Origin of the sequence: Frigoribacterium sp. PvP032, assembly GCF_017833035.1 — a bacterium.
Taxonomy (GTDB): domain Bacteria; phylum Actinomycetota; class Actinomycetes; order Actinomycetales; family Microbacteriaceae; genus Frigoribacterium.
The window spans coordinates 114,904-141,055 of the sequence record NZ_JAFIBM010000001.1 but is presented as its reverse complement, the minus strand read 5'-3'; the positions used below and the strand labels follow the sequence as shown (position 1 = coordinate 141,055).

The 26,152-nt window shown below is 72.1% G+C and carries 23 protein-coding genes and 1 tRNA gene; 18 read left to right on the top strand and 6 right to left on the bottom strand.

All coding sequences use genetic code 11. From position 1 onward, the window contains the following. The first annotated feature begins 44 nt into the window (after nucleotides 1-44). The 11 genes from ftsH (at nucleotide 45) to JOE35_RS00595 (ending at nucleotide 12,035) form a co-directional block, all read left to right on the top strand. Nucleotides 45-2,036, top strand: coding sequence for an ATP-dependent zinc metalloprotease FtsH (gene ftsH, locus JOE35_RS00645; RefSeq protein ID WP_123547462.1), 1,992 nt, complete (start codon nucleotides 45-47; stop codon nucleotides 2,034-2,036). A 90-nt stretch (nucleotides 2,037-2,126) separates the two neighbouring features. Next, nucleotides 2,127-3,833: a dihydropteroate synthase gene (gene folP, locus JOE35_RS15955; RefSeq protein ID WP_307802873.1), complete on the top strand. Its 1,707-nt coding sequence runs from the start codon at nucleotides 2,127-2,129 to the stop codon at nucleotides 3,831-3,833. Beyond that, a complete protein-coding gene (gene folB / locus JOE35_RS00635) occupies nucleotides 3,830-4,255 on the top strand; it encodes a dihydroneopterin aldolase (RefSeq protein ID WP_209559378.1) in 426 nt (141 codons plus the stop codon). The genes folP and folB overlap by 4 nt, the downstream gene beginning before the upstream one ends. After that, nucleotides 4,252-4,881 (top strand): 2-amino-4-hydroxy-6-hydroxymethyldihydropteridine diphosphokinase, encoded by a 630-nt coding sequence (folK, locus tag JOE35_RS00630; RefSeq protein WP_307802872.1) that lies wholly within the window; start codon nucleotides 4,252-4,254, stop codon nucleotides 4,879-4,881. The genes folB and folK overlap by 4 nt, the downstream gene beginning before the upstream one ends. Then, nucleotides 4,878-5,348 carry a DUF3180 domain-containing protein gene (locus JOE35_RS00625; protein ID WP_209559377.1) on the top strand — a complete coding sequence of 157 codons (471 nt, stop codon included), beginning with the start codon at nucleotides 4,878-4,880 and terminating at the stop codon, nucleotides 5,346-5,348. Before folK ends, JOE35_RS00625 begins: the two co-directional genes overlap by 4 nt. Before the next feature lie 88 nt (nucleotides 5,349-5,436). Continuing rightward, the gene (locus JOE35_RS00620) at nucleotides 5,437-5,916 is read left to right on the top strand and encodes a PH domain-containing protein (protein ID WP_209559376.1); all 480 of its coding nucleotides are present in this window, start codon (nucleotides 5,437-5,439) and stop codon (nucleotides 5,914-5,916) included. Then, a complete protein-coding gene (locus JOE35_RS00615) occupies nucleotides 5,913-7,934 on the top strand; it encodes a PH domain-containing protein (protein WP_209559375.1) in 2,022 nt (673 codons plus the stop codon). The genes JOE35_RS00620 and JOE35_RS00615 overlap by 4 nt, the downstream gene beginning before the upstream one ends. Next, complete coding sequence (locus JOE35_RS00610) at nucleotides 7,931-8,695, top strand: Rossmann-like and DUF2520 domain-containing protein (RefSeq protein ID WP_209559374.1); 765 nt, start codon at nucleotides 7,931-7,933, stop codon at nucleotides 8,693-8,695. Before JOE35_RS00615 ends, JOE35_RS00610 begins: the two co-directional genes overlap by 4 nt. A gap of 82 nt (nucleotides 8,696-8,777) precedes the next feature. Continuing rightward, the gene (lysS, locus tag JOE35_RS00605) at nucleotides 8,778-10,316 is read left to right on the top strand and encodes a lysine--tRNA ligase (RefSeq protein ID WP_209559373.1); all 1,539 of its coding nucleotides are present in this window, start codon (nucleotides 8,778-8,780) and stop codon (nucleotides 10,314-10,316) included. Between the two features lie 112 nt (nucleotides 10,317-10,428). After that, complete coding sequence (locus tag JOE35_RS00600) at nucleotides 10,429-10,629, top strand: hypothetical protein (protein ID WP_123547471.1); 201 nt, start codon at nucleotides 10,429-10,431, stop codon at nucleotides 10,627-10,629. Between the two features lie 380 nt (nucleotides 10,630-11,009). Further along, on the top strand, nucleotides 11,010-12,035 hold the full coding sequence (locus JOE35_RS00595) for a sigma-70 family RNA polymerase sigma factor (RefSeq protein ID WP_209559372.1): 1,026 nt from the start codon (nucleotides 11,010-11,012) through the stop codon (nucleotides 12,033-12,035). 137 nt (nucleotides 12,036-12,172) lie between these two features. Here the strand turns inward: JOE35_RS00595 and JOE35_RS00590 are convergent, their stop codons facing one another. Beyond that, entirely contained in the window at nucleotides 12,173-12,427 is a 255-nt protein-coding gene (locus JOE35_RS00590; protein WP_209559371.1) for a hypothetical protein, read from the bottom strand. An 814-nt stretch (nucleotides 12,428-13,241) separates the two neighbouring features. On the opposite strand from JOE35_RS00590, the gene JOE35_RS00585 reads away from it, so the two are divergent. Next, nucleotides 13,242-13,745: an RIO1 family regulatory kinase/ATPase gene (locus JOE35_RS00585; protein ID WP_307803116.1), complete on the top strand. Its 504-nt coding sequence runs from the start codon at nucleotides 13,242-13,244 to the stop codon at nucleotides 13,743-13,745. Nucleotides 13,746-13,869: 124 nt separating this feature from the next. Here JOE35_RS00585 and JOE35_RS00580 read toward each other — a convergent pair whose 3' ends face one another. Further along, entirely contained in the window at nucleotides 13,870-14,874 is a 1,005-nt protein-coding gene (locus JOE35_RS00580; RefSeq protein ID WP_209559369.1) for an NAD(+)/NADH kinase, read from the bottom strand. A 219-nt stretch (nucleotides 14,875-15,093) separates the two neighbouring features. On the opposite strand from JOE35_RS00580, the gene JOE35_RS00575 reads away from it, so the two are divergent. From JOE35_RS00575 to JOE35_RS00560, 4 genes are all read left to right on the top strand, one after another. Then, a complete protein-coding gene (locus tag JOE35_RS00575) occupies nucleotides 15,094-17,583 on the top strand; it encodes an ATP-dependent Clp protease ATP-binding subunit (RefSeq protein WP_146902288.1) in 2,490 nt (829 codons plus the stop codon). 124 nt (nucleotides 17,584-17,707) lie between these two features. Continuing rightward, nucleotides 17,708-18,244, top strand: a complete 537-nt coding sequence (locus tag JOE35_RS00570; RefSeq protein ID WP_209559368.1) for an amino-acid N-acetyltransferase — start codon at nucleotides 17,708-17,710, stop codon at nucleotides 18,242-18,244. Nucleotides 18,245-18,358: 114 nt separating this feature from the next. Further along, nucleotides 18,359-19,030: a hypothetical protein gene (locus JOE35_RS00565; RefSeq protein WP_209559367.1), complete on the top strand. Its 672-nt coding sequence runs from the start codon at nucleotides 18,359-18,361 to the stop codon at nucleotides 19,028-19,030. Nucleotides 19,031-19,033: 3 nt separating this feature from the next. Beyond that, entirely contained in the window at nucleotides 19,034-19,483 is a 450-nt protein-coding gene (locus JOE35_RS00560; protein WP_209559366.1) for a dehydrogenase, read from the top strand. Between the two features lie 118 nt (nucleotides 19,484-19,601). Here the strand turns inward: JOE35_RS00560 and radA are convergent, their stop codons facing one another. Next, nucleotides 19,602-20,966, bottom strand: coding sequence for a DNA repair protein RadA (gene radA / locus JOE35_RS00555; RefSeq protein ID WP_209559365.1), 1,365 nt, complete (start codon nucleotides 20,964-20,966; stop codon nucleotides 19,602-19,604). Nucleotides 20,967-21,281: 315 nt separating this feature from the next. Here radA and JOE35_RS15950 point away from each other — a divergent pair, with 315 nt between their 5' ends. Continuing rightward, entirely contained in the window at nucleotides 21,282-23,681 is a 2,400-nt protein-coding gene (locus JOE35_RS15950) for an Ig-like domain repeat protein (RefSeq protein ID WP_209559364.1), read from the top strand. An 87-nt stretch (nucleotides 23,682-23,768) separates the two neighbouring features. Here JOE35_RS15950 and JOE35_RS00545 read toward each other — a convergent pair whose 3' ends face one another. Then, complete coding sequence (locus tag JOE35_RS00545; protein ID WP_209559363.1) at nucleotides 23,769-24,644, bottom strand: SGNH/GDSL hydrolase family protein; 876 nt, start codon at nucleotides 24,642-24,644, stop codon at nucleotides 23,769-23,771. A 213-nt stretch (nucleotides 24,645-24,857) separates the two neighbouring features. Between JOE35_RS00545 and JOE35_RS00540 the strand changes: the two genes are divergently transcribed. After that, nucleotides 24,858-24,948, top strand: a tRNA-Ser gene (locus JOE35_RS00540). A 101-nt stretch (nucleotides 24,949-25,049) separates the two neighbouring features. On the opposite strand, the gene JOE35_RS00535 is transcribed toward JOE35_RS00540, so the two are convergent. Together JOE35_RS00535 and JOE35_RS00530 are read right to left on the bottom strand one after the other, a co-directional pair. Then, the gene (locus JOE35_RS00535; protein WP_209559362.1) at nucleotides 25,050-25,313 is read right to left on the bottom strand and encodes a hypothetical protein; all 264 of its coding nucleotides are present in this window, start codon (nucleotides 25,311-25,313) and stop codon (nucleotides 25,050-25,052) included. A 67-nt stretch (nucleotides 25,314-25,380) separates the two neighbouring features. Beyond that, complete coding sequence (locus tag JOE35_RS00530) at nucleotides 25,381-26,055, bottom strand: thioredoxin domain-containing protein (RefSeq protein WP_209559361.1); 675 nt, start codon at nucleotides 26,053-26,055, stop codon at nucleotides 25,381-25,383. Between the last annotated feature and the right edge of the window lie 97 nt (nucleotides 26,056-26,152).

Genomic DNA, 26,152 nt, shown 5'->3' with positions numbered 1-26,152 from the left:
CACGTTCTTCCTGCAGAAAGGTGTCGGGCGTCGCCCGTACTGACATGGACTTCAAGAAACTGTTCCGCGGACCGATCATCTACATCGTGATCGCGGTGATCGGCATCGGCATCGGCTGGAGCGTCATCAGCGCCTCCGGCACGACCCAGGTGTCGACGCAGGAGGGGCTCAAGGCCCTGAACGACGACAAGGTCTCGTCGGCCACGATCTTCAGCAACGAGCAGCGGGTCGACCTCGTCCTCAAGGACGGCGACGCGCAGCAGCAGTTCTACTACTCGACTCCCCGCGGCGACGAGGTCGTCACCGCGATCAACGACGCGGACCTCAAGGACTTCGACGACACCGTCACGCAGACCAGCTGGTTCGTCTCGCTGCTGAGCGTCCTCCTGCCGTTCCTCATCATCGGTGTCATCTTCTGGTTCCTCCTGTCGTCCATGCAGGGAGGCGGCAGCAAGGTCATGCAGTTCGGCAAGTCCAAGGCGAAGCTCGCCTCGAAGGAGACGCCGCAGGTGATGTTCACCGACGTCGCCGGCGCGGACGAGGCCATCGAGGAGCTCGAGGAGATCAAGGAGTTCCTCAAGGAGCCCGCGAAGTTCCAGGCCGTGGGCGCCCGCATCCCCAAGGGCGTGCTGCTCTACGGCCCTCCCGGCACCGGCAAGACCCTGCTCGCCCGCGCCGTCGCCGGCGAGGCAGGCGTGCCCTTCTTCTCCATCTCGGGCTCCGACTTCGTCGAGATGTTCGTCGGCGTCGGCGCCAGCCGCGTCCGTGACCTCTTCGAGCAGGCCAAGCAGAACTCCCCGGCGATCATCTTCGTCGACGAGATCGACGCCGTCGGCCGCCACCGTGGCGCCGGCGTCGGCGGCGGCAACGACGAGCGCGAGCAGACCCTGAACCAGCTGCTCGTCGAGATGGACGGCTTCGACGTCAAGACGAACGTCATCCTGATCGCCGCGACCAACCGTCCCGACGTGCTCGACCCCGCGCTGCTGCGTCCGGGACGCTTCGACCGTCAGATCGGCGTCGACGCCCCCGGCCTCGACGGCCGTCGTCAGATCCTCGAGGTGCACGGCAAGGGCAAGCCCCTCGCCGCATCGGTCAACCTCGAGGTGCTGGCCCGCAAGACGCCCGGCTTCACCGGTGCCGACCTCGCGAACGTGCTCAACGAGGCTGCGCTGCTCACGGCCCGCTCGAACGCGCAGCTGATCGACAACCGTGCCCTCGACGAGGCGGTCGACCGCGTGATGGCCGGCCCCCAGCGCCGCAGCCGCATCATGAACGACCACGAGAAGCTCATCACGGCGTACCACGAGGGCGGCCACGCCCTGGCGGCGGCGGCGATGCGCCACACGGACCCCGTGACGAAGATCACGATCCTGCCGCGCGGCCGTGCGCTCGGCTACACGATGGTGCTGCCCCTCGAGGACAAGTACTCCGTCACGCGCAACGAGCTGCTCGACCAGCTGGCCTACGCCATGGGCGGCCGGGTCGCAGAAGAGCTCGTGTTCCACGACCCCACCACCGGCGCCTCGAACGACATCGAGAAGGCCACCGGCACCGCCCGCAAGATGGTGACCGAGTTCGGCATGAGCAACAAGGTCGGCTCCGTCAAGCTCGGCCAGGGCTCGGGCGAGCAGTTCATGGGCCGTGACATGGGCCAGCGCGACTACTCCGAGACGATCGCCGAGACGGTCGACGCCGAGGTGCGCGTGCTGCTCGAGCAGGCGCACGACGAGGCCTGGGCCGTCATCAACGACAACCGCGACATCCTCGACCACCTCGCCGCCGAGCTCCTCGAGAAGGAGACGCTCGACCACGACGAGCTCGCGGTGATCTTCAAGGACGTCAAGAAGCTGCCAGAGCGCCCGCAGTGGCTCTCGAGCGACAAGCGTCCCGTGTCCGACCGACCCGCGATCCCGATGCCGACCAAGGCCCCCGTGGACGCGGAGGCGGTCGACGGCGGAGTGGGCTCGGAGCCCGAGGAGGCGCCCTCGCGGAAGCGTCCGCCGCGCACCACCCCCGGCATCGCCACGGCCTAGGCACGCAGGCCGATCCGGGCGGCGCACGTCGCCCGCCCGGATCGGTAGCCTTGCCTCTCGACCCGTGGCCCTGATCGGAGGAACCGCCCCGTGACCGACTCGCCGTCCGACGGTGCCCACCGCTCGCCTTCGTCCGCCGCGTCCGAGCCACGCGCCTGGAAGCGGCCGCGGGGTCGCGAGCGGTACCCGGACCCGGTCGTCGTCGACGCACCTCCTCCCGCCAGCGCCCCGGCCGCCGGCGCCGAGCGCCGTCTGGCGCTGTCGCTCGACGAGCGGGCTGCGGTCCGCCCGCCCGCACAGCTGCCGCCCGTGACCCACACCCCGGCGACGCACACCCCGGCGACCCAGACGCCGATCACGCAGACGCCGACGCCGCTCGCGCAGACGCCGACCGCGCAGGTCGCCTCGCACGAGCACCCTCCCGTCCCGACACCGCCCACGGGCGCGCGGCCCGGGGTCCCGGCGGCCGTCGCCCCCCGAGCGTCCACGGCCCCAGCACCGACCCCGGCCCCTGCGGCTGCCGCCGGGCACGTCTCCGGTCGTCGGCTCGTCGTCGGCGGTCGCTACGACGGCCCGCTGCCCGTCGACGACACGAACCGCACCCGTGCGGGTTCGCACGCCGCGCCCGGCCTCGTCGACGCACCGGCCCGCGAGCACGACGAGCCCGGCCGGCCGCCTCGGGAGCGCACCCGCGTGGCCTCGCACGCCGCGCCTCCCGAGGACCGGGCGGAGCTGCTGAGGCTGGAGGCCGACGACGCCGCCGCGGCGGCCGCCGAGGGTGCGGGCGCACGCTCGGCGACGACCGCCTCCGGCCCGCGGTCGCGTCGCCGCGCGCGTGGACGCGCGGACGAGGCCGACCCGCGCGACGTCGCGACGCGGGCGATCCCCGTCCAGCGGCCCGCCGCCTCCGTGCGCCCTGCCCGGGCGCGACGCGACGAGGGCGATGGCGGCGGCGGCGCGATCACCGTCTCGCGCACGCTCGTCATGGGCATCCTCAACGTCACGCCCGACTCGTTCAGCGACGGCGGACGCTACGTCGGCCTCGACGACGCCCTGCGCCACGCCCGCGAGCTGGTGTCCGCCGGGGCGGACATCGTCGACGTCGGCGGGGAGTCCACCCGGCCGGGGGCGCGTCGCGTCGACCCGGTCGAGGAGCAGCGCCGGGTGCTGCCGGTGATCCGTGAGCTCGCCTCCGAGGGCGTCCGGCTGAGCATCGACACGATGAACGCCGCCACTGCCTTCGCGGCAGTCGACGCGGGCGCCGACGTGATCAACGACGTGTCGGGCGGCCTCGCCGACCGTTACATGGCCCAGGTCGCCGCCGACACCGGCCGGACGTTCGTCGCGATGCACTGGCGCGGCCACCTCGCCGACGCGACCGCGGGCATGCGGGGCGACGACGTGCCCGGCCAGGTGCGGGACGAGCTCCGCCGCCGGGTCGACGACCTCGTCGAGGCCGGCGTCGCGCGTGAGCAGGTCGTGCTCGACCCCGGTCTCGGCTTCTCGAAGGACGCCGACCAGAACTGGGAGGTGCTCGCCAGCCTCCACGAGCTCGGCCGGCTGGGCCACCCGATGGTGGTCGGGGCGTCGCGCAAGCGCTTCCTCGGCGACCTGCTGCCGGACGGCGCCGAGCCTCGCGACCGCGACGCGGCCACGGCGGTCATCAGCGTGCTGGCGGCCCAGGCGGGCGTCTGGGCCGTGCGGGTGCACGACGCCGCGTCGACGCGTGCCGCCCTCGACGTCTGGCAGGCGTGGCAGCGCGGGTCGGGCCCGGCGCGCTCGGCGAGGCACGCGTGAACGCGGCGGACGACGGGCGCGGGCCCGACGAGGCGGCGTCGGTCCGCACGGCACCCGTCGGGCTCGACGTGCTGCGGCTGACCGGCGTGCGCGCCACCGGCCACCACGGCGTCTTCGACCACGAGCGGCGCGACGGGCAGGAGTTCGTGATCGACGCCGTCGTGCACCTCGACACGACCTCGGCGGCCGACAGCGACGACCTCGAGCAGACGGTGCACTACGGCGTGCTCGCCGAGCAGCTGGTCGCGGCGGTCGAGCGCGACCCCGTCGACCTGATCGAGACCCTGGCCGAGCGCCTCGCCGCCGTCGTGCTGGGCTGGCCGGCCGCGGCCCGCGTCGAGCTGACCGTGCACAAGCCGAGCGCCCCGATCACGGTGCCCTTCGGCGACGTGTCGATCACCGTCGTGCGGGAGCGCGCGTGACCGGCGTGAGCGGCGCGGCCGGGGGCACGCCCGTCACGCGTCGAGGCGTGGTCGCGCTGGGCTCGAACCTGGGCGAACGCGACGAGCTGCTGCGCGACGCCGTCGCCGCGCTGGCGGCGACCCCGGGAGTGACCGTGACCGCCGCCTCCTCGCCGGTGTCGTCGGTCGCCGTGACGCTCGCCGGCCCGGACGAGAGCAAGCCGACCTACCTCAACGCCGTCGCCCTCGTCGAGACGACTCTCGAGCCCCTGGCGCTGCTCGACGCGCTGCAGGCGATCGAGCACGACCACGGCCGCGTGCGCGACGAGCGCTGGGGCGACCGGACCCTCGACCTCGACGTCGTCGTGCTCGGCGACCTCGAGTGCGACACCGAGCGCCTGACGCTGCCGCACCCCCGTGCCCACGAGCGCGCGTTCGTGCTCGAGCCGTGGCTCCAGGTCGACGAGGAGGCGCGGCTCGGCAGCCGAGGACGCGTCGCGGACCTGCTGGCCGCGCTGCCCGACCGCACCCGGCCCGTGCCCGGGGCGACCAGCCTGCTCGACCCGTCACGCGCCTCCTCGGCCACCGGCACCGCTGCCAGGACCGGCACCGGCACCGCCGCGGACCCGGCGGGAGGCGCCTCGTGAGGCACACCCGCCCCGCGACGCTGATCGGCCTCGCGCTCGTGGCGCTCGTCGGCGGCTTCGTGATCGACGCCGCGCTCGTCTCGTCCGGGCAGCCCTCGATCACGCCGTCGATCGTGCTCGGCCTCGTGCTGCTCGTGATCGGGGGGATCGTCGTCACGATGGCGCTGCCGGTGCGACGGGTCGCGAAGGGCACGCAGAAGGAGCGCATCGACGCGTACTACGCGACCCGGGTGCTGCTGCTCGCCAAGGCCAGCAGCCTGGCCGGCGCGCTCTTCGCCGGGGCCAGCGGAGGGGTGCTCGCGTTCATGACGACACGCGGCGTGGACGTGGCGATAGGCTCCGTGGTGCCCACGATCGTCGCCGTCGTGGGGGGCCTCGGCCTCCTCGCGGCCGGGATCGTCGCCGAGCACATGTGCACGGTGCCGCCTGGGGACGACGAGGGCGGACCAGGAGCCCAGGCGGCCTGACCGCAGGCCGGCAGTCCCGCCGCAGGCCGACGGCCCCGCCGACAGCACTGCTGCAGGGCGACCCGCAGCCGACCCGGAGGTACGCGCCATGGACCGACTCGACGTGGCGGAGCCCGCCTGGACCGGCATCTCGCCCAAGTACGTCTGGCCCGAGCTCGTGGGCTGGCTGGTCACCGGGCTGATCGCCGCCGCGGCCACGACGCCGCTCTGGTTCATCGGCGCCTGGTGGTGCTACGCGATCACCGCCGCCGTGGTGGTCGTCATGATCGTCGTCATGGCCTTCGTGCCTCGACGCGTCCGCTCGATCCGGTACCAGCTGCGCGAGGACGACCTGCTCGTCCGCCGCGGCATCCTGTACCTGCGCTTCGTCGCGGTGCCCTACGGCCGCATGCAGCTGATCGACATCAACCGCGGCCCGGTCGTCCGCGCCCTCGGGCTCAGCGACCTCAAGTTCGTCACGGCCGCGGCGTCGTCGGGCGTGACGATCCCCGGCCTGCCGGAGGCGGAGGCGGACTCCCTGCGCGACCGCCTCGTCGAGCTCGCCGAGTCGCGCCGGGCGGGGCTGTGAGCGGGCCGCTGCCGGGGGAGGGGGCACCGCCTCCTGCGGACGGACCCGGCTCCGCCGGCCTGCCAGGCCCCTCGGCGCCTGCCGCGGTCGCCGAGCTCACCGACGGCGAGTGGCACCGCCTGCACCCCGCGACTCCGCTGCTCAAGGGTGGCATCGCCCTGATCGTCGTGCTGGGCATCATCGTCAACAACGCCCGAGAGTGGGTCGTCGGCTTCTTCGTCCCGGGCGGTCGACGTCCCGACGGCGACGGCGAGGGCGATCCGTTCGGCTACGTCGTCGAGCACGGGTTCCTCGGGTTCGTGCTGCTCGGGGTGCTCGTCGTCATCGCGGTCCTCGTGCTCGTCTTCTGGCTGTCGTGGCGGATGAACACGTTCCGCGTCACCGAGGAGATCGTCGAGGTCCGCAGCGGCGTCGTCTTCCGCACGAACCGGCGCGCCAGGCTCGACCGGGTGCAGGGGATCAACATCCAGCGGCCGGTGCTGGCCCGTGTCTTCGGCGCCGCCAAGCTCGAGGTGAGCCAGGCGGGCGACGACGCCAACGTGTCGCTCGCGTACCTGCGCTCGGCGGCCGCGGACGACCTCCGGCGCGAGATCCTGCGGCGCGCGTCGGGCGTGCAGCGGTCGGCCGTCGACGGGGTCCGGGCGGTGCCGTCGCAGGCCGCGCCCGCGCAGGCGGCGTCGGAGCAGGCGGCGCCCGCGCAGCGCTTCGTCGGCCTCGTCGAGCAGCGCGCCCAGGACTTCCTCTCCGACGGCCTCGACCCGCAGGAGGCGCCCCCCGAGTCGGTCGTGAAGGTGGACGCCGGTCGCCTGATCGGCTCCGTCCTGCTCAGCGGGTACACGCTGTTCCTCGTCGCGGCGGCGATCGCCGTGGTCGTCAGCGTGCGGGTGACGGGGGAGTTCTTCCTCCTCTTCGCCCTGCTGCCCGCCGTGCTCGGCTCGAGCGGGTACTACGTCAACCGGGTCACGAAGTCGCTGCGCTACAGCATCTCGTCGTCCCGGGACGGCATCCGCATCGGCTACGGGCTGTTCTCGACGACGAACGAGACGCTGCCGCCCGGCCGCATCCACTCGGTCAAGGTGAGCCAGCCGCTGCTCTGGCGACCGTTCGGCTGGTGGCAGATCAGCATCAACCGGGCATCGCGGTCGTCGACCGACGGCTCGGGGCACCAGGGCAACTCGACGCTGCTGCCGGTCGGCGACGAAGCCGACGTCCGTCGCGTGCTCGAGCTCGTGCTGCCCGAGCTGGTCGGCGTGGCCGCCGCCGAGGTGCAGGCCGAGGAGCGAGCTGAGGAGCGAGCTGAGGAGGCGTCGGTCCCGTCGTCCTCGCAGGCCACGTTCGCCGAGGCGGCCGAGGCGGCCGAGTCCGCCGAGCCCGCCGGGCCCGGCTCGCCTGCCGAGCCCGCCCGTGCCGTCGTGGACGAGCACGCCTCGCACACCCTCTCGCTCGTCGAGGACGGCCTGACCTCGCGGGGCAGCGAGGGCGGCTTCACCACGTCGCCGCGTCGGGCCGCCGTGCTGCGCTGGTTCTCGTGGCGCCGCAACGGGTTCCGCACGGCTCCCGGCGCCCTGCTGCTCCGCAAGGGCGCGATCTGGCGCGAACTCGTCGTCGTGCCCCTGCCGCGGATGCAGAGCGTCGGCCTCTCGCAGGGTCCTCTGCTGCGTCGCCTCCGCCTCGCCGCCGTGCACCTGCACACCGTCCAGGGGCCCATCATCGCGACGATCGGCGCGCTCGACCAGGACGACGCGATGGCCTTCTTCGAGGGTGCCGCGCGGGACGCGGTGACCTCGGCCCGGGCCGACCGCACCCATCGCTGGGCCGCCTCCTCGACCCCTGCCCCTGCCCCTGCCCCTGCTGTCGACCCGGCAGATCCGGCCCCCGCCTCCTCCGCTCCCGTCGCCCCTGTTCTCAAATTTGAGAGTGATCCGTCCTCGGGCAGCGCTGCGACCCCGCCGCCGAACGCTGGCGAGCAGGATCTGTCTCGGATTGCGGACGCCCCCCGAGACGAGCCCCGCCCGTGAGCCCGCAGCAGAGCGGCCGCCTCGGCGTCGGCATCATCGGAGCCGGCCACGTCGGGCCGGTGCTCGGCGCCGCCCTGGCCTCGGCGGGGCACGCGATCGTCGGCATCTCGGCCGTGTCCGAGCGGAGCCTGGACCGGGCGGAGGCGATCCTGCCGGGCGTGCCCGTGCTGACGGTCCCCGAGATCGTCGAGCGCAGCGAGCTCGTGCTGATCGCGGTGCCCGACGACCAGCTCGCCGACCTCGTGCAGGGCCTCGCCGCGACGGGTGTCTGGCAGCCGGGTCAGCTCGTCGTGCACACATCGGCTGCCCACGGCCTCGAGGTGCTGCGGCCGGCGCTGGCCGCGGGGGCGATCCCGCTCGCGATCCACCCTGCGCTGACGTTCACGGGCACGACGATCGACCTCGTCAGGCTCCGTGAGGCCTGGTGTGCCGTGACCGCTCCCGGTCCGGTGCAGCCGATCGGTCAGGCACTGGTCGTCGAGATGGGCGCCGAGCCCGTGCTCGTGAGCGAGGCCGACCGGCCGCGCTACGCCGAGGCCGTCGCGACCGCCACCGAGTTCTCCGCCGCGATCGTCACGCAGTCCGTGTCGATGCTCGCCGAGCTCGGCGTCCCCGAGCCGGGCCGTCTCATCGCGCCCCTGGTCCGCTCGGCCATGGACCGGGCCCTGGGGGTCGCCGGCGGCTCGAGCGGCCCCGGTACCATCGACATGGCCGCGTTCGACGACCCGCCGTCCCCGTTCGGCGGGGGCCTCGGCGCCTGACGGCCACGCGCCTCCTCGTCGCCCCTCCTCCTCTGTCAGCCCTGACCACCACCACCACCACCCCCGCTGGAGCCCCCTGCACATGACCGACGCGCCCGAGACCACCACCCCCTCCGACGACGCGGCAGCCGTGGCGGCGGCCGCGGCCGAGGCGGCTCGCGAGGCCTCAGAGCAGAAGCAGGTGCGGCTCGAGAAGCGTGCCCGGCTGCTCGAGACGGGGCGGGACGCGTACCCGGTCGGCGTCCCGATCACCGACACGATCCCTGCCGTGCGGGCGCGGCACGCCGAGCTCGAGGCGGGTGCCGAGACGGGCGAGGTGGTCGGCCTGGCCGGCCGCGTCGTGCACGCGCGCAACACGGGCAAGCTCTGCTTCGCGGCGCTGCAGGCCGGCGACGGCTCGCGGATCCAGGCGATGGTGTCGCTCGCCGAGGTGGGCGACGAGTCGCTCGCCGACTGGAAGGACCTCGTCGACCTCGGCGACCACGTCTTCGTCAAGGGCCAGGTCATCTCGTCGCGCCGCGGCGAGCTGTCGATCATGGTGAGCGAGTGGGCGATCGCCTCGAAGGCGATCCTGCCGCTGCCGAACCTGCACGGCGAGCTCAGCGAAGAGACCCGGGTGCGGCAGCGCTACCTCGACCTGATCGTGCGCGACCAGGCCCGTGCCACCGTGCGTGCCCGTGCGGCCGCGGTCTCGTCGCTGCGTCGCACCTTCGACCAGCACGAGTACCTCGAGGTCGAGACCCCGATGCTCCAGACGATGCACGGCGGCGCCGCGGCGCGTCCGTTCCAGACGCACAGCAACGCGTTCGACACCGAGCTGTTCCTCCGCATCGCGCCCGAGCTGTTCCTCAAGCGCGCCGTCGTCGGCGGCATCGACCGCGTCTTCGAGATCAACCGCAACTTCCGCAACGAGGGCGCCGACTCCACGCACTCGCCCGAGTTCGCGATGGTCGAGGCGTACCAGGCCTACGGCGACTACGAGCAGATGGCCCGGCTCACCCAGCAGCTCGTGCAGGAGGCGGCGCTCGCGGTCGCGGGGACCCACCTCGTCACGCTCGCCGACGGCACCGAGTACGACCTCGGCGGCGAGTGGGCCCGTGTGCCCATGTACGAGTCGCTCAGCGAGGCCGCCGGCGTCGAGGTGACGCCGCTGACGACCGTGTCCGAGCTGCAGCGCCTGGCCGAGACCGCCGACCTGGTCGTGCCGCACGAGACGCACGGCAAGCTCGTCGAAGAACTCTGGGAGCACTTCGTCAAGCCGTCGCTCGACCGCCCGACGTTCGTCGTCGACTTCCCCGTCGACACGAGCCCTCTCGTCCGCCAGCACCGCTCGAAGCCCGGCGTCGTCGAGAAGTGGGACCTCTACGTCCGCGGCTTCGAGCTCGCGACCGCCTACTCCGAGCTCGTCGACCCGGTGGTGCAGCGCGAGCGCTTCGTCGAGCAGGCGGCGCTCTCGGCCCGCGGCGACGCCGAGGCGATGCGCCTCGACGAGGACTTCCTCCGCGCGCTCGAGCACGGCATGCCGCCGAGCGGCGGCATGGGCATGGGCATCGACCGCCTCCTGATGGCGATCACCGGGCTCGGCATCCGCGAGACGATCCTCTTCCCGCTCGTCAAGTAGGGGATCCTGCAGGAGGCGCCCGGCGCCTCCTGCGAGCCGGCCCCGCGGGCGAGGTGGTTCGGCCTCGACGCATCCTCAGGCACGGGCGGCCGGCCTGGCTTATCCTCGACGCATGCCAGAGACCTTCTTGGGAGCCGCGATCTTCGCCGTGACGCCGACGATCGTCGTGGGCCTGATCTTCTGGTTCGTCGTTCGCTCGCTGCTGCGGGCCGACCGGACCGAGCGATCCGCCTACGCGAAGATCGAGGCCGAGGAGCGCGAGCGGGCCGAGGCGCTCGAGCGCGGCGAGGCCGGCGCGACCCGCGCCTCCTGACCCGCACCTCCTGACCTGGGCCCTGCGCCCCACGCCCGTCGACCCTGTCGGCGGGCGTTCGCTGTACCCCGGTGCATCGCAGTCGAGGCCCGGGAGGAGCGACCTGTACCCCGTCCGGCGCCCCGGGCTGGGACGAGCGGCACGCACTGTACCCCGCTGACCAGTTCTGCGTAATACACCCGGACGCCGCGCACGTCAAAGCCTGGTCCCTCGCGTCCCCCGAAAGGCTCGAAACCCTGTACGCGCGCACAGAACTGCCTAACGAAGGACCGGAGCGACTTTTATCGGGACCCTGCCACGCGCCAGACTTCTATCAACGCCGAAGAGCTTCACGAACTATTCGACATGACACAGGTCAGATCTCGAGCAGGGAGAGAACGATGACGATCACATCCGTCACCACGCGCAACACCACCACAGACACCACCGATGAGCCCGAGGTCGAGGTCCTGTCGCAGGTCCGCGGCGCATCCACCGACCAGGTCGGCGACTACCTCCGCCACATCGGCCGCATGCCGCTGCTGGACGCGGCGGAGGAGACCGAGATCGCGCGTCGCATCGAGGTCGGCCTGTTCGCCGGCGAGAAGCTCAAGGAGCTCCAGGCCGCCGACGCCGTCAAGAAGAACCGCACCAAGGCGCACGCCGAGATGATGCGTGACCTCCGCTGGCTGCAGCACGACGGCGAGCGTGCCAAGGACCGCATGATCACGGCGAACCTCCGCCTCGTCGTCAGCATCGCGAAGCGCTACACGCAGCGAGGCCTCCCCTTCATGGACGTCATCCAGGAGGGCAACCTCGGCCTGGTGCGCGCGGTCGAGAAGTTCGACTACACGCAGGGCTACAAGTTCTCCACCTACGCCACCTGGTGGATCCGTCAGGCCATCGCCCGCGGCCTCGCCGACAAGGCGCGCGCCATCCGCATCCCCGTGCACACGGTCGAGCGCATCAACCGCATCTCGCGTGCCGAGCGCGACCTCACCGTCGACCTGGGCCGTGCGCCCACCGTCGAGGAGGTGGCCGAGGAGGTCGCCATGGAGGTCGCCGACCTCGTCGAGCTCAAGTCGCGTTCGCACGAGCCCGTCTCGATCCACACCGTCGTCGGCGACGCCGAGGACAGCGAGCTCGGCGACTTCATCGAGGACGAGGAGACCCCGTCTCCCACGGCCGCGACCGAGAACGCTCTGCTGAATCGCGACATGCACGCCCTGGTCGCGACGCTGCCCGAGGACGAGGCCCGCGTCATCCGCATGCGCTTCGGCCTGGACGACGACCAGCCGATGACCCTCGACGAGATCTCGAAGCGCGTGCACAGCTCGCGTCAGGCCGTCTCGCGCGTCGAGAGCCGCGCCCGTCTCCGCATGTTCGCGAAGGCCGTCAGCCAGGACCTGCAGCTCTACCTGCAGTAAGCCGGTCTGCTCTGCCTGAGGGCCGCCTCCCCGCTCACCCGGGAAGGCGGCCCTCTCTCTGTGTCCGACTCTGCCCCGGCCGGTTGAGAGGCCTCGAATCGAACCGCGCAGGCGTCTTGAGGTCGATTCGAGGCCTCTCAGACACCGAGGAGGCGGCAGAACCGTGCGATCAGGCGCTTGCTCGCGACCCCGTGGAGATCGTCCTCGGTCACGCGGACCATTCGCCACCCTGCGTCGGCGAAGCGTTCTCGGCGAGCGATGTCACTCCGGTGACGGTGCTTGTCGGTCCTGTGTTCGTCGCCCTCGTACTCGGCGCACGTGTTGAACAGCAGCCACCTGAGATCGGGCTTGCCCAGGTACAGGTCGTTCTCGTCGTAGGTGCGGACGTTCACCTCCGGCTCGGGCAGTCCCGCCCGGCCCAGGAGCAGGCGCAGCTCGGTCTCCTTCGGCGACTCGACGTCCGGACGGACGAGGGGCAGTGCGCGACGGAGGGCCCATGTGCCACGCGCAGGCTCTGAGTGCTCAACTGCCGTGACGAGTGCGCTGACCGGCAGTTCCCGTGCATCCGCGTACGGCGACCACCGTCCGGCCAGGGCATCGGCCACCGAGACGATCTCTTCCTCGGTCAGCCAAGGAGCCGACTGCATCCACGCCGTGACGGGATCGACCACCCTCAGACCAGTGACGTTGAGGACCTCTGACCGGCGAGACGGCCCGCCCCAGCGGTGCCCGATCACACCTGGCCTCCGCGGGCCGTGTCCGCGGTCGCTCGCGACGTGCACGGGGGCATAGTGTCGCTGGGCCCAGAGCGGGAGCGGAAGCCCCCAGACGCCGAGGGCCGTGAGATGCGAGAAGGACCAGGCAGGCCTCATCAGCGGTCCGAAGGCGCGTGCGCGGTCGACGACCGTCGTCGCAGGCAGATGGACGGGGACACGGAGACCGTGGTGCGGGGCGTCGAGATCGCGACCGCGGAGACGCCCCTCGCTCACATCGGCTCTCCGCGCGTCTGCGACGACGAAGGCGCCGGAGCGGAACCGGGCAGGGAGTGGATCGAGAGGCACGCTCCGATGCTGACAGGAGCACAGCGCCCCGTGAGGTGCCTCCCGAGTCCACGGTGGAGTGACGCTCCAGCCCGCTCTCGGGGAGGGCCGACGTCTGAGGTGGGCGAGAGGCCCCTGATCGACCTGTTCGCCCTGCGCAAGATCGATTCATGGCCTCTCATCGTCGGGAGACGGGCCAGGGGAACCGCGAACGCCGGGAGGAGGAGGAGGAGGGGCCGCCGCGGAGTTCGACGCGCTCGGGCGGATGCACGCACTCGGCCTGCCGGTGCCCTACCCGGTGCAGATCTCGGGCACGGAGGTGCTGATGGAGTTCATCGGCGCCGGCACGGCCGCCGCGCCCCGTCTTGCGCAGACGCGTGCCGACGGCGCCGACCTGTGGCCGTTGTTCGAGCAGGTCGCCGAGATCGTGCTGGTCCTGGCTCGTGCCGGCTTCGCCCACGGCGACCTCTGCGCCTACAACCTGCTGGTGCACGAGGGGCGCGTCGTCGTCATCGACGTCCCGCAGCTCGTGGACGTCGCGAGCAACCCGCAGGGCGCCGAGCTGCTCGAGCGCGACTGTCGGAACATCTGCGAGTGGTTCAGCCGCCGGGGCTTCGACCGCTCGCACGACCACCTCTTCGCCGAGGCCCTCGGGGAGGTCTTCGGCTAGGCGGCGGTCGCCGCCATCGCCGTCGTGAACCGTCGAGAAGTGCTGTCGCAGCCCCGCCGGCCGACACTTCTCGACGGTTCACCGCGCCGAGCCCAGGAGGCGCGGAGCGGCCAGGAGGCGCGGGTCAGGCCGGCGGGGTGGGCGAGAGCACCTCGGTGGCCTCGGCACCGGCGGCGCCGCGGCGGTGCGCGGTGCGCGCCTTGAACTTGGCGCGGACGTCGCTCGGCACGAGCTCGAGCAGCTGGTCCTCGCGCAGCGGCAGGTCGAGCAGGCTGAGCTTGAGCCGCCCCTTGGTGGCGTGCCGGCCGGCGTCGAGGCGGATCACCTGGCCGGCCTCCGGCCGCAGCGACATCGACACCACGCAGCCGTCGCTCACGTCGGCGACGACGCGGCCGTCGACCTCGAGCGCCGCCGAGTGCGTGCCGCGGCCGATCTGGAAGCGCAGCTGCTCGAGCGGCCCGAGCACCACCGAGCGGTCGATGCCCGACATCGGCGCGACCGGCGTGATGAGCGTCGCGGCGACCGCGGGCGACAGGATCGGCCCGCCGGCTGCGTAGTTGTAGGCCGTCGAGCCGGCGCTCGTCGCGACGACGATCGCATCCGCCTTGTAGTAGCCGTAGGGCGTGCCGTCGAGCACGAGATCGGCCGTGACCACGCCCTCGCCGGGGCGACGCGCCATCGACACGTCGTTGAACGCGAGGAACCGGTTCTCGGTGCCCGACGCGGTGTGCACGACCTCGACGGCGTGGTGCGGCTCGAGCGAGAAGTCCTCGGCGGCGAGCCGTTCGAGGGCGGCGGGCAGCTCGTGCGGCTCGACCTCGACCAGGAACCCCACGTTGCCGTAGTTCACGCCGAGCACGGGCACCGGTCGCTCGGAGACGAGTCGCATCGCCCCGAGCATCGTGCCGTCGCCGCCGAGGGCCACGACGACGTCGACCGTGTCGCGGAACTCCTGCTCGTCGATCAGCTCGACTCCGCCCTGCATGCGCGACTCGTCGGCGACCTGCGCGACGAGGCGGACGTGGCCGCCGGCGGCGTCGCCGCGCGCTTTCCACCCGCAGAGGATGTCGACGGAGTCGCGGACCGACTTGGTGGGGTGCGGCACGAGACCGACGACGAGGTTGCCCATGAGGCGAGGCTAGCCCGCGCCCCTGCCGCCCGGCTGACCCGGTCGACGTGACCCGCGCCTCCTCGGCTGTCCCCCTGGTTCACAGGGTGTCACGCCCCCAGCGAACAGGGATGACCTGCGGGGGAGGCGCTGGTTACGCTCTCCGTAGACCGGCACCGAATGCAGGTGTCGACCGCGTACTGGTGGCGACGACCACCCCGCCACCGAGGGAGTCAAGAGATGTTCGAGAGATTCACCGACCGTGCCCGTCGCGTCGTCGTCCTCGCCCAAGAAGAGGCGAAGATGCTGAACCACAACTACATCGGCACCGAGCACATCCTGCTCGGGCTGATCCACGAGGGCGAGGGCGTCGCCGCCAAGGCCCTCGAGTCGCTGGGCATCTCGCTCGACGCCGTGCGCGAGCAGGTCCAGGACATCATCGGCCAGGGCCAGCAGCAGCCCACGGGCCACATCCCCTTCACGCCGCGTGCGAAGAAGGTCCTCGAGCTGAGCCTCCGCGAGGCGCTGCAGCTCGGCCACAACTACATCGGCACCGAGCACATCCTGCTCGGCCTGATCCGCGAGGGCGAGGGCGTCGCCGCCCAGGTGCTCGTGAAGCTCGGCGCCGACCTCAACCGCGTCCGCCAGCAGGTCATCCAGCTCCTCTCGGGTTACCAGGGCAAGGAGGCGGTGGCCGTCGGAGGCGAGCAGCAGCAGAGCGCGCAGGGCGGCAGCCAGGTCCTCGACCAGTTCGGCCGCAACCTCACGCAGGCCGCGCGCGACAACAAGCTCGACCCGGTCATCGGCCGCGAGAAGGAGATGGAGCGGGTCATGCAGATCCTCTCCCGCCGCTCGAAGAACAACCCCGTGCTGATCGGCGAGCCCGGCGTCGGCAAGACCGCCGTCGTCGAGGGCCTCGCGCAGGCCATCGTCAAGGGCGAGGTCCCCGAGACGCTGAAGGACAAGCAGCTCTACTCGCTCGACCTCGGCTCGCTGATCGCCGGCAGCCGCTACCGCGGAGACTTCGAGGAGCGCCTGAAGAAGGTCACCAAGGAGATCCGCACCCGCGGCGACATCATCGTCTTCATCGACGAGATCCACACCCTCGTGGGTGCCGGTGCCGCCGAGGGCGCCATCGACGCCGCGTCGATCCTCAAGCCCCTGCTGGCCCGAGGCGAGCTCCAGACCATCGGCGCCACGACGCTCGACGAGTACCGCAAGCACTTCGAGAAGGACGCCGCCCTCGAGCGACGCTTCCAGTCGGTGCAGGTCAACGAGCCGTCGCTGCCCCACACCATCAACATCCTCAAGGGCCTGCGCGACAAGTACGAGGCGTTCCACAAGGTCTCGATCACCGACGGCGCCATCGTGTCGGCGGCGAACCTGGCCGACCGCTACGTCAGCGACCGGTTCCTGCCCGACAAGGCGATCGACCTGATCGACGAGGCCGGCGCGCGTCTGCGCCTCTCGATCCTCTCGGCGCCGCCCGAGCTGCGCGAGTTCGACGAGCGCATCGCCGGCGTCCGTGCCCAGAAGGAGGGCGCGATCGAGGACCAGGACTTCGAGAAGGCCGCCTCGCTGCGCGACGAGGAGAAGAAGCTGCTCGGCGAGCGTCTCCGTCTCGAGAAGCAGTGGCGCTCGGGCGAGGCCGGAGCCGGGGGAACCGTCGACGAGGGCATCATCGCCGAGGTGCTGGCCCAGGCGACGGGCATCCCCGTCTTCAAGCTCACCGAGGAGGAGACCTCGCGTCTCGTCTTCATGGAGCAGGCCCTGCACCAGCGCGTCATCGGCCAGGAGGAGGCCATCGCGGCCCTCTCCAAGACCATCCGACGCACGCGTGCCGGCCTCAAGGACCCGAACCGCCCCTCCGGGTCGTTCATCTTCGCCGGCCCCACGGGCGTCGGCAAGACCGAGCTGGCCAAGGCGCTCGCCGAGTTCCTCTTCGACGACGAGGGCGCGCTGATCAGCCTCGACATGTCGGAGTTCGGCGAGAAGCACACCGTCTCGCGGCTCTTCGGTGCCCCTCCCGGGTTCGTCGGCTTCGAGGAGGGCGGCCAGCTCACCGAGAAGGTGCGTCGCAAGCCGTTCTCCGTCGTGCTCTTCGACGAGATCGAGAAGGCCCACCCGGACATCTTCAACTCGCTGCTGCAGGTGCTCGAAGAAGGACGTCTCACCGACGGCCAGGGCCGCGTGGTCGACTTCAAGAACACGGTCATCATCATGACGACCAACCTGGGATCGAAGGGCATCGCCGGCGGTCCCGTCGGCTTCCAGATCGAGGGCGACACCGCGACCGGCTACGACCGCATGCGCGCCAAGGTCAACGAAGAGCTGAAGAAGCACTTCAAGCCCGAGTTCCTCAACCGCGTGGACGACACCATCGTGTTCCCGCAGCTGTCGAACCCCGAGCTGCTGCAGATCGTCGACCTGTTCATCAAGCGCCTGAGCGACCGTCTGCTCGACCGCGACATGACGGCCATGCTGACGGTGCCCGCCAAGGAGCAGCTCATCAAGATCGGGTTCGACCCGGCCCTGGGTGCCCGTCCGCTGCGTCGTGCGATCCAGCACGAGGTGGAGGACCGCCTGTCCGAGCGCATCCTCACCGGCGACCTGACGGCCGGCGACCACGTGCTGGTCGACTGGGTCGACGGCGAGTTCGTCTTCACGACGACCCGCCAGCCGGGCCGCGACGAGGTGCTCGTGGGCGACGTCCCCGAGATCGAGAGCTAGGCGCGAGCCAGCTCGAGAGGAGCGTCAGCTCCGCGTGATCCGCCGAGAGGGCGGTCCGGCTCCGGCCGGGCCGCCCTCTCGCATGCGCGGGCAGCGAGGGCAGAGGGCTGGGTAGGCTCGGGGGATGACCTCCGCGGACCTGCACGGCATCACCGTCCGCGACGCCGTCGTCAGCGACGTGCCGCACATCCAGCGCCTCTGCGAGCCCTTCGTGCAGAAGCGCATCCTGCTCGGCAAGGACCTCGTCACCCTCTACGGCGACGTGCAGGAGTTCCAGATCGCCGTCGGCCCCGACGGGGTGCCCGTCGGGTGCGGCGCGCTGCACGTCATGTGGGACGACCTCGCCGAGATCCGGACGCTCGCCCTCGACCCGGCCTGGATCCGTCGGGGAGTCGGCCACCGCCTCCTCGACTCGCTGGAGGGCGCCGCCCGTCGGCTCGAGATCGGGCGCCTCTTCTGCCTCACCTTCGAGGTCGACTTCTTCGTGAAGCACGACTACCTCGAGGTGGGCGACGAGGGGCTGGTGCCGCCGGAGGCCTACGCCGAGCTCGTGCGCTCGACCGACGAGGGCGTCGCCGAGTTCCTCGACCTCGCCCGGGTCAAGCCGAACACGCTCGGCAACTCGCGCATGCTGAAGGCCCTGCCCCGTCTCGAGGGCTGAGCGAGGGCCAGGCCGCAGGAGGCGCTGGTCGGCCAGGGCCCTCCACGCAAGTTCTCAGGCGCACACGCCGCCAGCATCCGGGACGGGACGATGGCCAGCACTTAACCTGTGCGCATGTCGACGTTCACGAATCCGACCGGCCCGCAGCCGCCCTCGGTCTACTGGCGTCGACGAGCCCTCGTGCTGCTCGGCCTGATCGTCGCGATCGTGGTCGTCGTGCTCATCGTCGTGCGGCCCGGCGCGTCCGGGGACGAGCCGGGAGCCGCCGCGACGAGCACGCCCGCCGCCGACCCGGCCCCCGCCGCGACCTCGACCGCGACGGCGCCTGCTGCCGACGCGACCCCTGACCCCGCGTCGACGGAGCCCACGACCGAGGACGGCGAACGCTGCGCTGCCGGGTCGATCGAGCTCGTCCCCGTCGTCGACAAGCAGGTGTTCGCCCCCACCGAGCTGCCGCAGATCTCGATGTCGGTGACCAACACCGGCTCGTCCGACTGCGTGGTCAACCTCGGGTCGGGGCAGCAGAAGCTCGTCGTCACGAGCGGCGAGGAGCAGTGGTGGTCGTCCGCCGACTGCCAGGTCGACCCCACCGACCAGGACGTCACCCTCACCGCGGGCCAGACCCTCTCGACCCCGGCCATCTCCTGGGACAGGACGCGCTCGACGCCCGACACCTGCGACGCCGACTCCCGCCAGGCGGTGCCCGCAGGAGGCGCGACCTACCGACTGACCGTCAGCGTCGGCGACATCACGTCAGCCGACACCGCCCCCATGATCCTGAACTGAGCGATGACCGAAGCTGCTTCCCCCCGTTCCGAGGCGCTGGAGCTGGCGCTCGCCAGCCAGGACGTCGCCGCCGTCGCGTTCGCCCTGCGTCACGACGTGGTCGTGGTGCCGAAGCTCGTGGTGCCACCGGCCGAGGCCGCGTCCGCCGCAGAGGCTGACGGCGCTGTCGCCGACCGCGACTCGGCCGAGCCCGTCTCCGTCGCCGCCGAGCAGGTGCGCGTCTTCGGCCGCGAGAACACCGACAAGCGCATCCTGCTGCTCTTCTCCTCGGCGGAGGCGTACGCCGCGATGGTGCCGGACGACCCCGACCTCGAGGTGATGCTCTACGACTCGGACGCGCTGCGTGCCTTCATGGAGGTGCACCTCGACGTGCTCGAGCAGGTGTTCTTCGACATCGCCGGCCCGCACACGATGGCCGCCGCCCCCGAGGACCTGCTCAAGGCCCTCAAGTAGCGGGAGCCCGGCGCTGCCGCGGTGGGCTGCCCGGCGCGCGGCAGGCGGGCGGGTTCATCTCAGGCGGGCTGTCGCGACGGCCCGTGGCGGACGAACTCGCCCGTGATCGACGTGCGGGCTAGAAGGCGCCGTCGAGCTCGCGCTCGCGGGGCGTGCTGGCCGCGCTGAAGGCGCGTCGCAGCGCCTCGCGCAGGTTGCCCGACTCAGCGTCGACGAGCTGGTTGAACCCGAGTCGGCGGGCCTCGCTCGCTCGCTGCTTGGGCGACGACACCGGCCGGATCTCGCCCGCGAGGCTGATCTCGCCGACAGCTGCCATGGTGTGCGGGTAGCTGACGTCGCGGCTGGCGCTCGCCAGGGCCAGGGCGATCGCCAGGTCGGCCCCCGGCTCGGTGATCTTGATGCCGCCGACCGTCGACACGTAGACGTCGGCGTCGCCGAGACGGATGCCCGCCCGCCGCTCGAGCACGGCGAGCAGCATCGCGACGCGCGACGAGTCGACGCCGTTGACGACGCGTCGGGGCTGAGGGGTGCTGCTGGCGACGATCAGCGCCTGGACCTCGACGGGCAGCGCACGCCGCCCCTCCATCGCGATCGTGATGCAGGTGCCGCTGACCGGTGCGCCGTTGCGCGACATGAACAGCCCGCTGGGGTCGGCGACCTCGGCGATGCCGTCGCCCGTCATCTCGAAGCAGCCGACCTCGTCGGTCGGCCCGAAGCGGTTCTTGTGCGCGCGGATGAACCGCAGCGCCGTCTGCCGGTCGCCCTCGAACTGGCACACGACGTCGACCAGGTGCTCGAGGAGGCGCGGGCCGGCGATCGTGCCGTCCTTGGTCACGTGCCCCACCAGCAGCACCGGCAGGTTCCTGTCTTTGCTGACGCGGATCAGCGTCGACGCGACCTCGCGGACCTGTGACGTGCCGCCCGCGATGCCGTCGATCGACGACGACGAGACCGTCTGCACCGAGTCGACGATGACGAGCTGCGGGTCGACCTGCTCGATCTGCCCGAGGATCACGGCGAGGTCGACCTCGGCCGCGAGGAACAGGTTGTCGTGCATCGCCCCGGTGCGCTCCGCCCGCATCCGCACCTGCTGCGCGCTTTCTTCTGCGGTGACGTAGAGCACCCGGGCGCCGGTCGCGGCGGCGCGCGAGGCGACCTCGAGCAGCAGCGTCGACTTGCCGACGCCGGGCTCGCCGCTGAGCAGGATCGCCGCGCCCGGCACGATGCCGCCGCCGAGCACCCGGTCGAACTCGGCGATGCCGCTCGGCCAGGAGGCCACGGCGCCGGCCTGGACCTGGGTGATGGGACGGGCCACCCGGTCGCCGCCGACCGACACGGGCGCGGTGCCCCGCGCGCTCACGAGAGCCGACGTGACGTCGACCACGGTGCCCCACCGCTGGCACTCGCCGCAGCGGCCGGCCCACTTCAGGCTGGTCCAGCCGCACTCGGTGCAGCGGAAGGGCGGGGTGGTGGGGCGAGGCATGCTGCGAGCCTAGGCGGGACGTCCGACAGCGGAGGCGCGTCCTCGTGTCGGCTGTGGACTGGCGGGCAGCCCTGGCCGCTGAGTGAGGCTGACCCGTTGTGGGGGGCTCGGGGCCGAAGTCGTTGTGTTTGCATCGATATTGCGGTGAACGCGTGGCCCCCCGACGGCCACGCGACGTGCGCGGTCCCGACGGCCGTGCCACGTGCACGTGGTCCCGACGGCCACGTGTTGTCCAGCGCGTGGTCCCGACGACCACGCGCTGTCGAGCGTGCGGTCCCGACGACCCCGCAGCCTCCCGCACGACTGGAGTTCGCTGTGCCCACCCCCCGTTTCATCCGTGCGTCCGCCGTGCTCGTCGCGGCCGTGATCGTGGTCGGCGGCCTCGTCGACGGACAGGCGGCCAACGCCGCCGCGCCCGACCCGACGATCGCGACCGCGCCCGTCTCGACGACCGCACAGGCCGGCACCCCGGCAGCGCCCGACCTGACCGACGACATGATCGCCGTCCCGTCGACGCCCGTCACGGCTCCGCACCTGCACGCCGAGGCTGCCGAGGTCGCGGCCCGCGAGGCGGACGTCGCAGACCAGACGTCCGTCGACGAGAAGGGCGCGCAGCCGCCGACCCAGGCGGCCGCGACGGCCTCCGTCGCCGTCGTGCACGAGGTCTCCGTCAGCATCGCGACCGTCACGGCGACCACGGCCGACGACGCCGCCACCCCGCCCGACGACGCGTCCGTCACGACGGCGATCCGGCAGCTGCACGACTTCTGGTGGGAGGAGTCGGGCGGCACCGTCGACGTCCAGCTCGGCGGCATCGAGCGCACCTCGCTCGCGAAGACCACCTGCGACCCGTCGGCCGTGCTCGACTCGGTGCACACGACCGCCTTCGGGGGCGCCTTCGCGTCGTACCGCTGGGCCGGCACCGACCAGCACCTCCTCGTCCTGACCCGCGAGACCTGCGGCTCGGCCGCCTTCGCGACCGTCGGCGGCGGCGGCGGCGAGATCTTCAGCTCGGTCGGCACGGACACCGGCCTCGGCGTCCCCGTGCTGCTGCACGAGTTCGGCCACAACCTCGGCCTCGGCCACGCCGGCGCCGGGATGTGCCGCACCGCGGACGCTGTCGACGCTCCCCTCTCCGACTACGCGCACACGGCGGACACCGACACGTCGGTCGCCTGCCCGGTGGAGGAGTACGGCGACTTCCTCGACATCATGGGCTACTCGGTCTCGGGTGCGCGACCGCACCTGTCGACGCCCCAGCGCCTCCGGGCCGGCTTCCAGGTCGACGCGACGACGCTCCGCGAGCCGGGCACCCGTCAGCAGGTGACCGTCGGCGCGCTCGACGGCGCGCCGACCACGCCGGGCGGCCGGGCCGTGCAGGTCGTCGACCCGCTGAGCGGCGACACCTACTGGGTCGAGTACCGCACCGCGAGCGGCCGTGACGCGACCAGCGCCGAGTTCCGGGGCGCGACGCCGCGGTGCTCGTCGCTCGACAAGGTGCTCGTGCGCTGCACCCTGAACGGCGACCGGGCCCTCGGCGAGGTGCGCGTCCTGCGGGCGATGCCCCTGTCCGGCACCGCGGTCTCGACCGCCGTCGTGGCGGCCGGCCCCGTGAAGGCGGGCGACCTGACGCGCCGCGACACGCACCTCGACGCCGGCGAGAGCTTCACGAGCGCCGACGGCGGCTTCACCGTCGCGGTCCGCTCGACCTCGCCCTCTGCCGGAGCCGTGCTCGACGTCAGCCTCGCCGGCGGCACGCCGACCGGCGTCGCGCCCGCAGGCGACACCGCCGGGCGGCCCGCGCCGAAGCAGGTCGCGGCGGAGACCACGACGACGCTCGGCACCGACCGGGCACGTCAGACCTGGGGCACGATGCCGACGGCGGCCCTCACCGCGACGGTCGCGGTCGCAGGAGGTGCCACCCCTGCGGGGTCCGTCGCGTTCGTCGACGGGACCACGACGCTCGCCACTGTGCCGGTGGCGACGGGCGGCACGGCCGCGTTCCCCCTCGGGGCGTGGCTCGCACCCGGTGCGCACTCCCTGCGCGCCGTGTTCAGCCCGACCGCGGCCGACCAGTCGACCTCCACGTCCGCGACCACGACGGTCACCGTGGACAAGGCCCCGACCGTGTCGACGCTCCGCCTCAGCGCTGGCTCGCAGGTGCACGGCGCGACCTCGCGCATCACGGCCACCGCCTCCCTGACCTCGGTCGCCGGGGCCGCCGCGACGGGCACGGGCACCGTCGCCTTCCGCCTGGACGGAAAGGTGGCGGCACAGGTCGCCGTCACAGGGGGGAAGGCCTCGTGGGTCGTCCCCGCGGGCACCGCCGCCGGCTCGCACGCGATCACGACGACGTTCACGCCGTCCGTCTCGACTGCGCTGCCCTCCTCGAGCGCGGCGGTGTCGTTCTCCGTCTCGAAGGCGACGTCGAGGACCGTGCTCTCGCCCCGCTCGTCCCTCCCGAAGGGCAAGGCCGCCTACGTCGCGGTGAGCGTGGCGGCCCCTGGCGTCGCCGGACCCACGGGCACCGTGACCATCAGGTACGGCAAGACCGTCGTCGGCACCGCCACCCTCTCGGCAGCGGCCAAGGGCAAGATCACCGTGGGAGTGGCCGGGTTCCGCAAGGCAGGCAGCTACCCGCTCGTCGTCACGTACTCGGGCAACGGCAGCATCGGGGCGAGCACCTCGTCATCGGTGACCTTCACGGTCAAGTAGGAGGCGCCTCCTCGGCTGACGGGACCGGTCGCGAGGGCTGCCGGTCCGGTGCCGTCCGGTGCCGTGCCGTGCAGTCGGGTGCCGGGGTCAGCTGCGGGGCAGCGCGTCCGTGCCGCGGGCCGAGGCGCGCGACGCCGCACGCTCGGCGGTGCGGGCCGTCGATCCCGCGGTCGCGGCGTCGTGCACGCTGGCGTCGGCGTCCGTGACGGCGTGGTCGGCGGCGATCCGTGCCACGCGGGCGGCGATGGCCGGCTCGAAGGCGCTGGCCCAGACACGGTAGCCACGGTCGTTCGGGTGGAACAGGTCGCCGGCCGAGTTGCGGAACGTGCGGACGAGGCCCTGCTTGCGCGTCGTGTCGTAGAGGGGAGCGACGGTGAGGCCGAACTCGTCGGCGAGGCGGCGCACGATCGCGTTGGCCTCGGCGATGCGGTGCTCGCGCTCGGGGATCCACATCGTCGGCAGGTCGGCCACGATCGCGTGGCTCGGCAGCGCCTCGTAGATGTGCCGCAGGTTGCGCTCGAAGGTCTCGGCGTCGAAGTCGATGACGTCGTTCGCCCCGATCGCGACCGTCACGATGTCGGGCCGGTACTTCTCGAGCTTGGGCAGCTGGTCCTTGCGGCAGAGCCACGTCGTGGCTCCGCTGACGCTGAGGTTGACGACCCGGACGGAGGAGCGGGTCGCGTGCCGGATCCGCACCGACAACCTGCCCACGTAGCTGCGCGCCGGGCTCGACGCCCCGATTCCCTGCGCGGTCGAGTCGCCGAGCGCCACGTAGAGCAGGGCGCCCTTGCGGTCGAACCGGTCGCGCCACCAGGCGGAGTGCACCGGCAGCAGGTCGTTGAGGGTCGCGGCGGCCGAGCGCTGGCTGCGGAGCGCGCGGCGCCAGACGGCGAAGAGGGCCCCGCCCGTGGCGAGGGTGACGCCGACTCCGGAGAGGAAGGCGAGGGGGTGGCGGGTGGGCATGCGGGGAGCGTACGCCCGCCGCTCTGGCCGGAGCCGCGAGAGTCCCTGTCTCGACCTGCCTCGGGTCTCCGTGGTCGATCTGGGCCCCTCGAGGAGGTGCGGTGAACCGTCACGAAGCGCTCCCGGCTGGCCTCGGGGCAGCGCTTCGCGCCGGTTCACGCCGGTCGGAGGTGGGTTTCGACAGGGGGGCGCGGATGTACTAAGCTCTCTCCCGGTACCGTGTCCGAGCGGCCGAAGGATCATGTCTCGAAAACATGTGTGGGGGTTGACTCCACCGTGGGTTCAAATCCCACCGGTACCGCCAGAGGGTCGTTCATCCCGGATTCGTTCGGGGAGGTCAGCCCGAGAAGAAAGCCCCCGAGAACCTCGGGGGCTTTCTTCCGTTGCGGGGCCGGGCGAGCTGCGTCAGCCCGCAGGGCAAGTGAAGGTGCCGAAGGCGCCGTCGTGGACGCCGGGTCCGAGTTCGGCACAGACGCCGGTCTGCCCGGCGAAGACGGCTTGGAAGTAGAGGACCCCGGCGACGAACGCCGCAGTCGTGGCCAGGCCGACGATCATCCCGACCAGGGCGACGGTGTTCTTCTCTCCCGCACGACGCGAGCGGATGAACGCGACGAGGCTGACGACGAGACCGACCGGGCCCGCGACGCAGGCCAGGAGAAGCCCGAGCACGGCAAGGCTGCGGGGGTTCGGCGGCTGAGCGGCGACAGGCTGTGCGCCCCGGGCGCGCCCTCGGTTCCTAGCCACGGGCGACTGCGCTCTGCACGGCCTCGTCGAGGTCGTCGACGGAGGTGAGCTCGATCATCCGGCCGTCGACGAAGAACGTCGGGGTGCCGGTGACGCCGAGGGCGGTGCCCTCCGCCCGGTCGGCGACCACGCGCTCGAGGGTCGCCGGGTCGGCCACAGCCTCGTCGAACGCTGCCAGGTCGAGCCCGAGGTCATCGGCGAAGGTGCGGAACTGGGCCGCTTCTGACTCCTGCTTCTCGCCCCACGCGGCCTGGGTCTCGTACATGCGCGCGTACATCGCCTCGAGCTGGCCCTGCTCGGCAGCGGCCTCGACGGCGAGGGCCGCGTTCTCGGAGTTCCGGTGCGACGGGATGGGGAAGTAGCGGACCGCGACGTTGATCTGGCCGGCGTACTTCTCCCTGACCTGCTCGACGTACGGGTACATCGCCGCGCACGACTCGCACTCGAAGTCCAAGAACTCCACGACGGTGACGGCGTCGCCCTCGACCTGGTCGAGGTAGCGGGTGTCGTCACGAACGACCTCGGCACTGGTCGGTGCGATCGTGGGGTCGGCGGCGAGGGGCTGGGCGGTGTCGGTGCGGGTGCCGTTGTAGATGATGACCGCGACGACCACGGCGGCTGTGAGGACGAGTGCGATGACGGCGACGATGAACTGATTCCTGACCATGGTCAGACTCCCTTGTTTCTGAGGTAGGCGATGGGGTCGGTGTCGCGAGAGCACGCCGGACGCTCGATGACTCGTCGCCATCGTCCGTCGACGCGCA

Coding starts and splice junctions, on each gene's coding strand:
- ftsH (WP_123547462.1), top strand. CDS start 45: ATGGACTTCAAGAAACTGTTCCGCGGACCGATCATCTACATCGTGATC.
- JOE35_RS00620 (WP_209559376.1), top strand. CDS start 5,437: ATGGACCGACTCGACGTGGCGGAGCCCGCCTGGACCGGCATCTCGCCC.
- lysS (WP_209559373.1), top strand. CDS start 8,778: ATGACCGACGCGCCCGAGACCACCACCCCCTCCGACGACGCGGCAGCC.
- JOE35_RS00600 (WP_123547471.1), top strand. CDS start 10,429: ATGCCAGAGACCTTCTTGGGAGCCGCGATCTTCGCCGTGACGCCGACG.
- JOE35_RS00595 (WP_209559372.1), top strand. CDS start 11,010: ATGACGATCACATCCGTCACCACGCGCAACACCACCACAGACACCACC.
- JOE35_RS00580 (WP_209559369.1), bottom strand. CDS start 14,874: ATGGGCAACCTCGTCGTCGGTCTCGTGCCGCACCCCACCAAGTCGGTC.
- JOE35_RS00575 (WP_146902288.1), top strand. CDS start 15,094: ATGTTCGAGAGATTCACCGACCGTGCCCGTCGCGTCGTCGTCCTCGCC.
- JOE35_RS00570 (WP_209559368.1), top strand. CDS start 17,708: ATGACCTCCGCGGACCTGCACGGCATCACCGTCCGCGACGCCGTCGTC.
- JOE35_RS00565 (WP_209559367.1), top strand. CDS start 18,359: ATGTCGACGTTCACGAATCCGACCGGCCCGCAGCCGCCCTCGGTCTAC.
- JOE35_RS00560 (WP_209559366.1), top strand. CDS start 19,034: ATGACCGAAGCTGCTTCCCCCCGTTCCGAGGCGCTGGAGCTGGCGCTC.
- radA (WP_209559365.1), bottom strand. CDS start 20,966: ATGCCTCGCCCCACCACCCCGCCCTTCCGCTGCACCGAGTGCGGCTGG.
- JOE35_RS00545 (WP_209559363.1), bottom strand. CDS start 24,644: ATGCCCACCCGCCACCCCCTCGCCTTCCTCTCCGGAGTCGGCGTCACC.
- JOE35_RS00530 (WP_209559361.1), bottom strand. CDS start 26,055: ATGGTCAGGAATCAGTTCATCGTCGCCGTCATCGCACTCGTCCTCACA.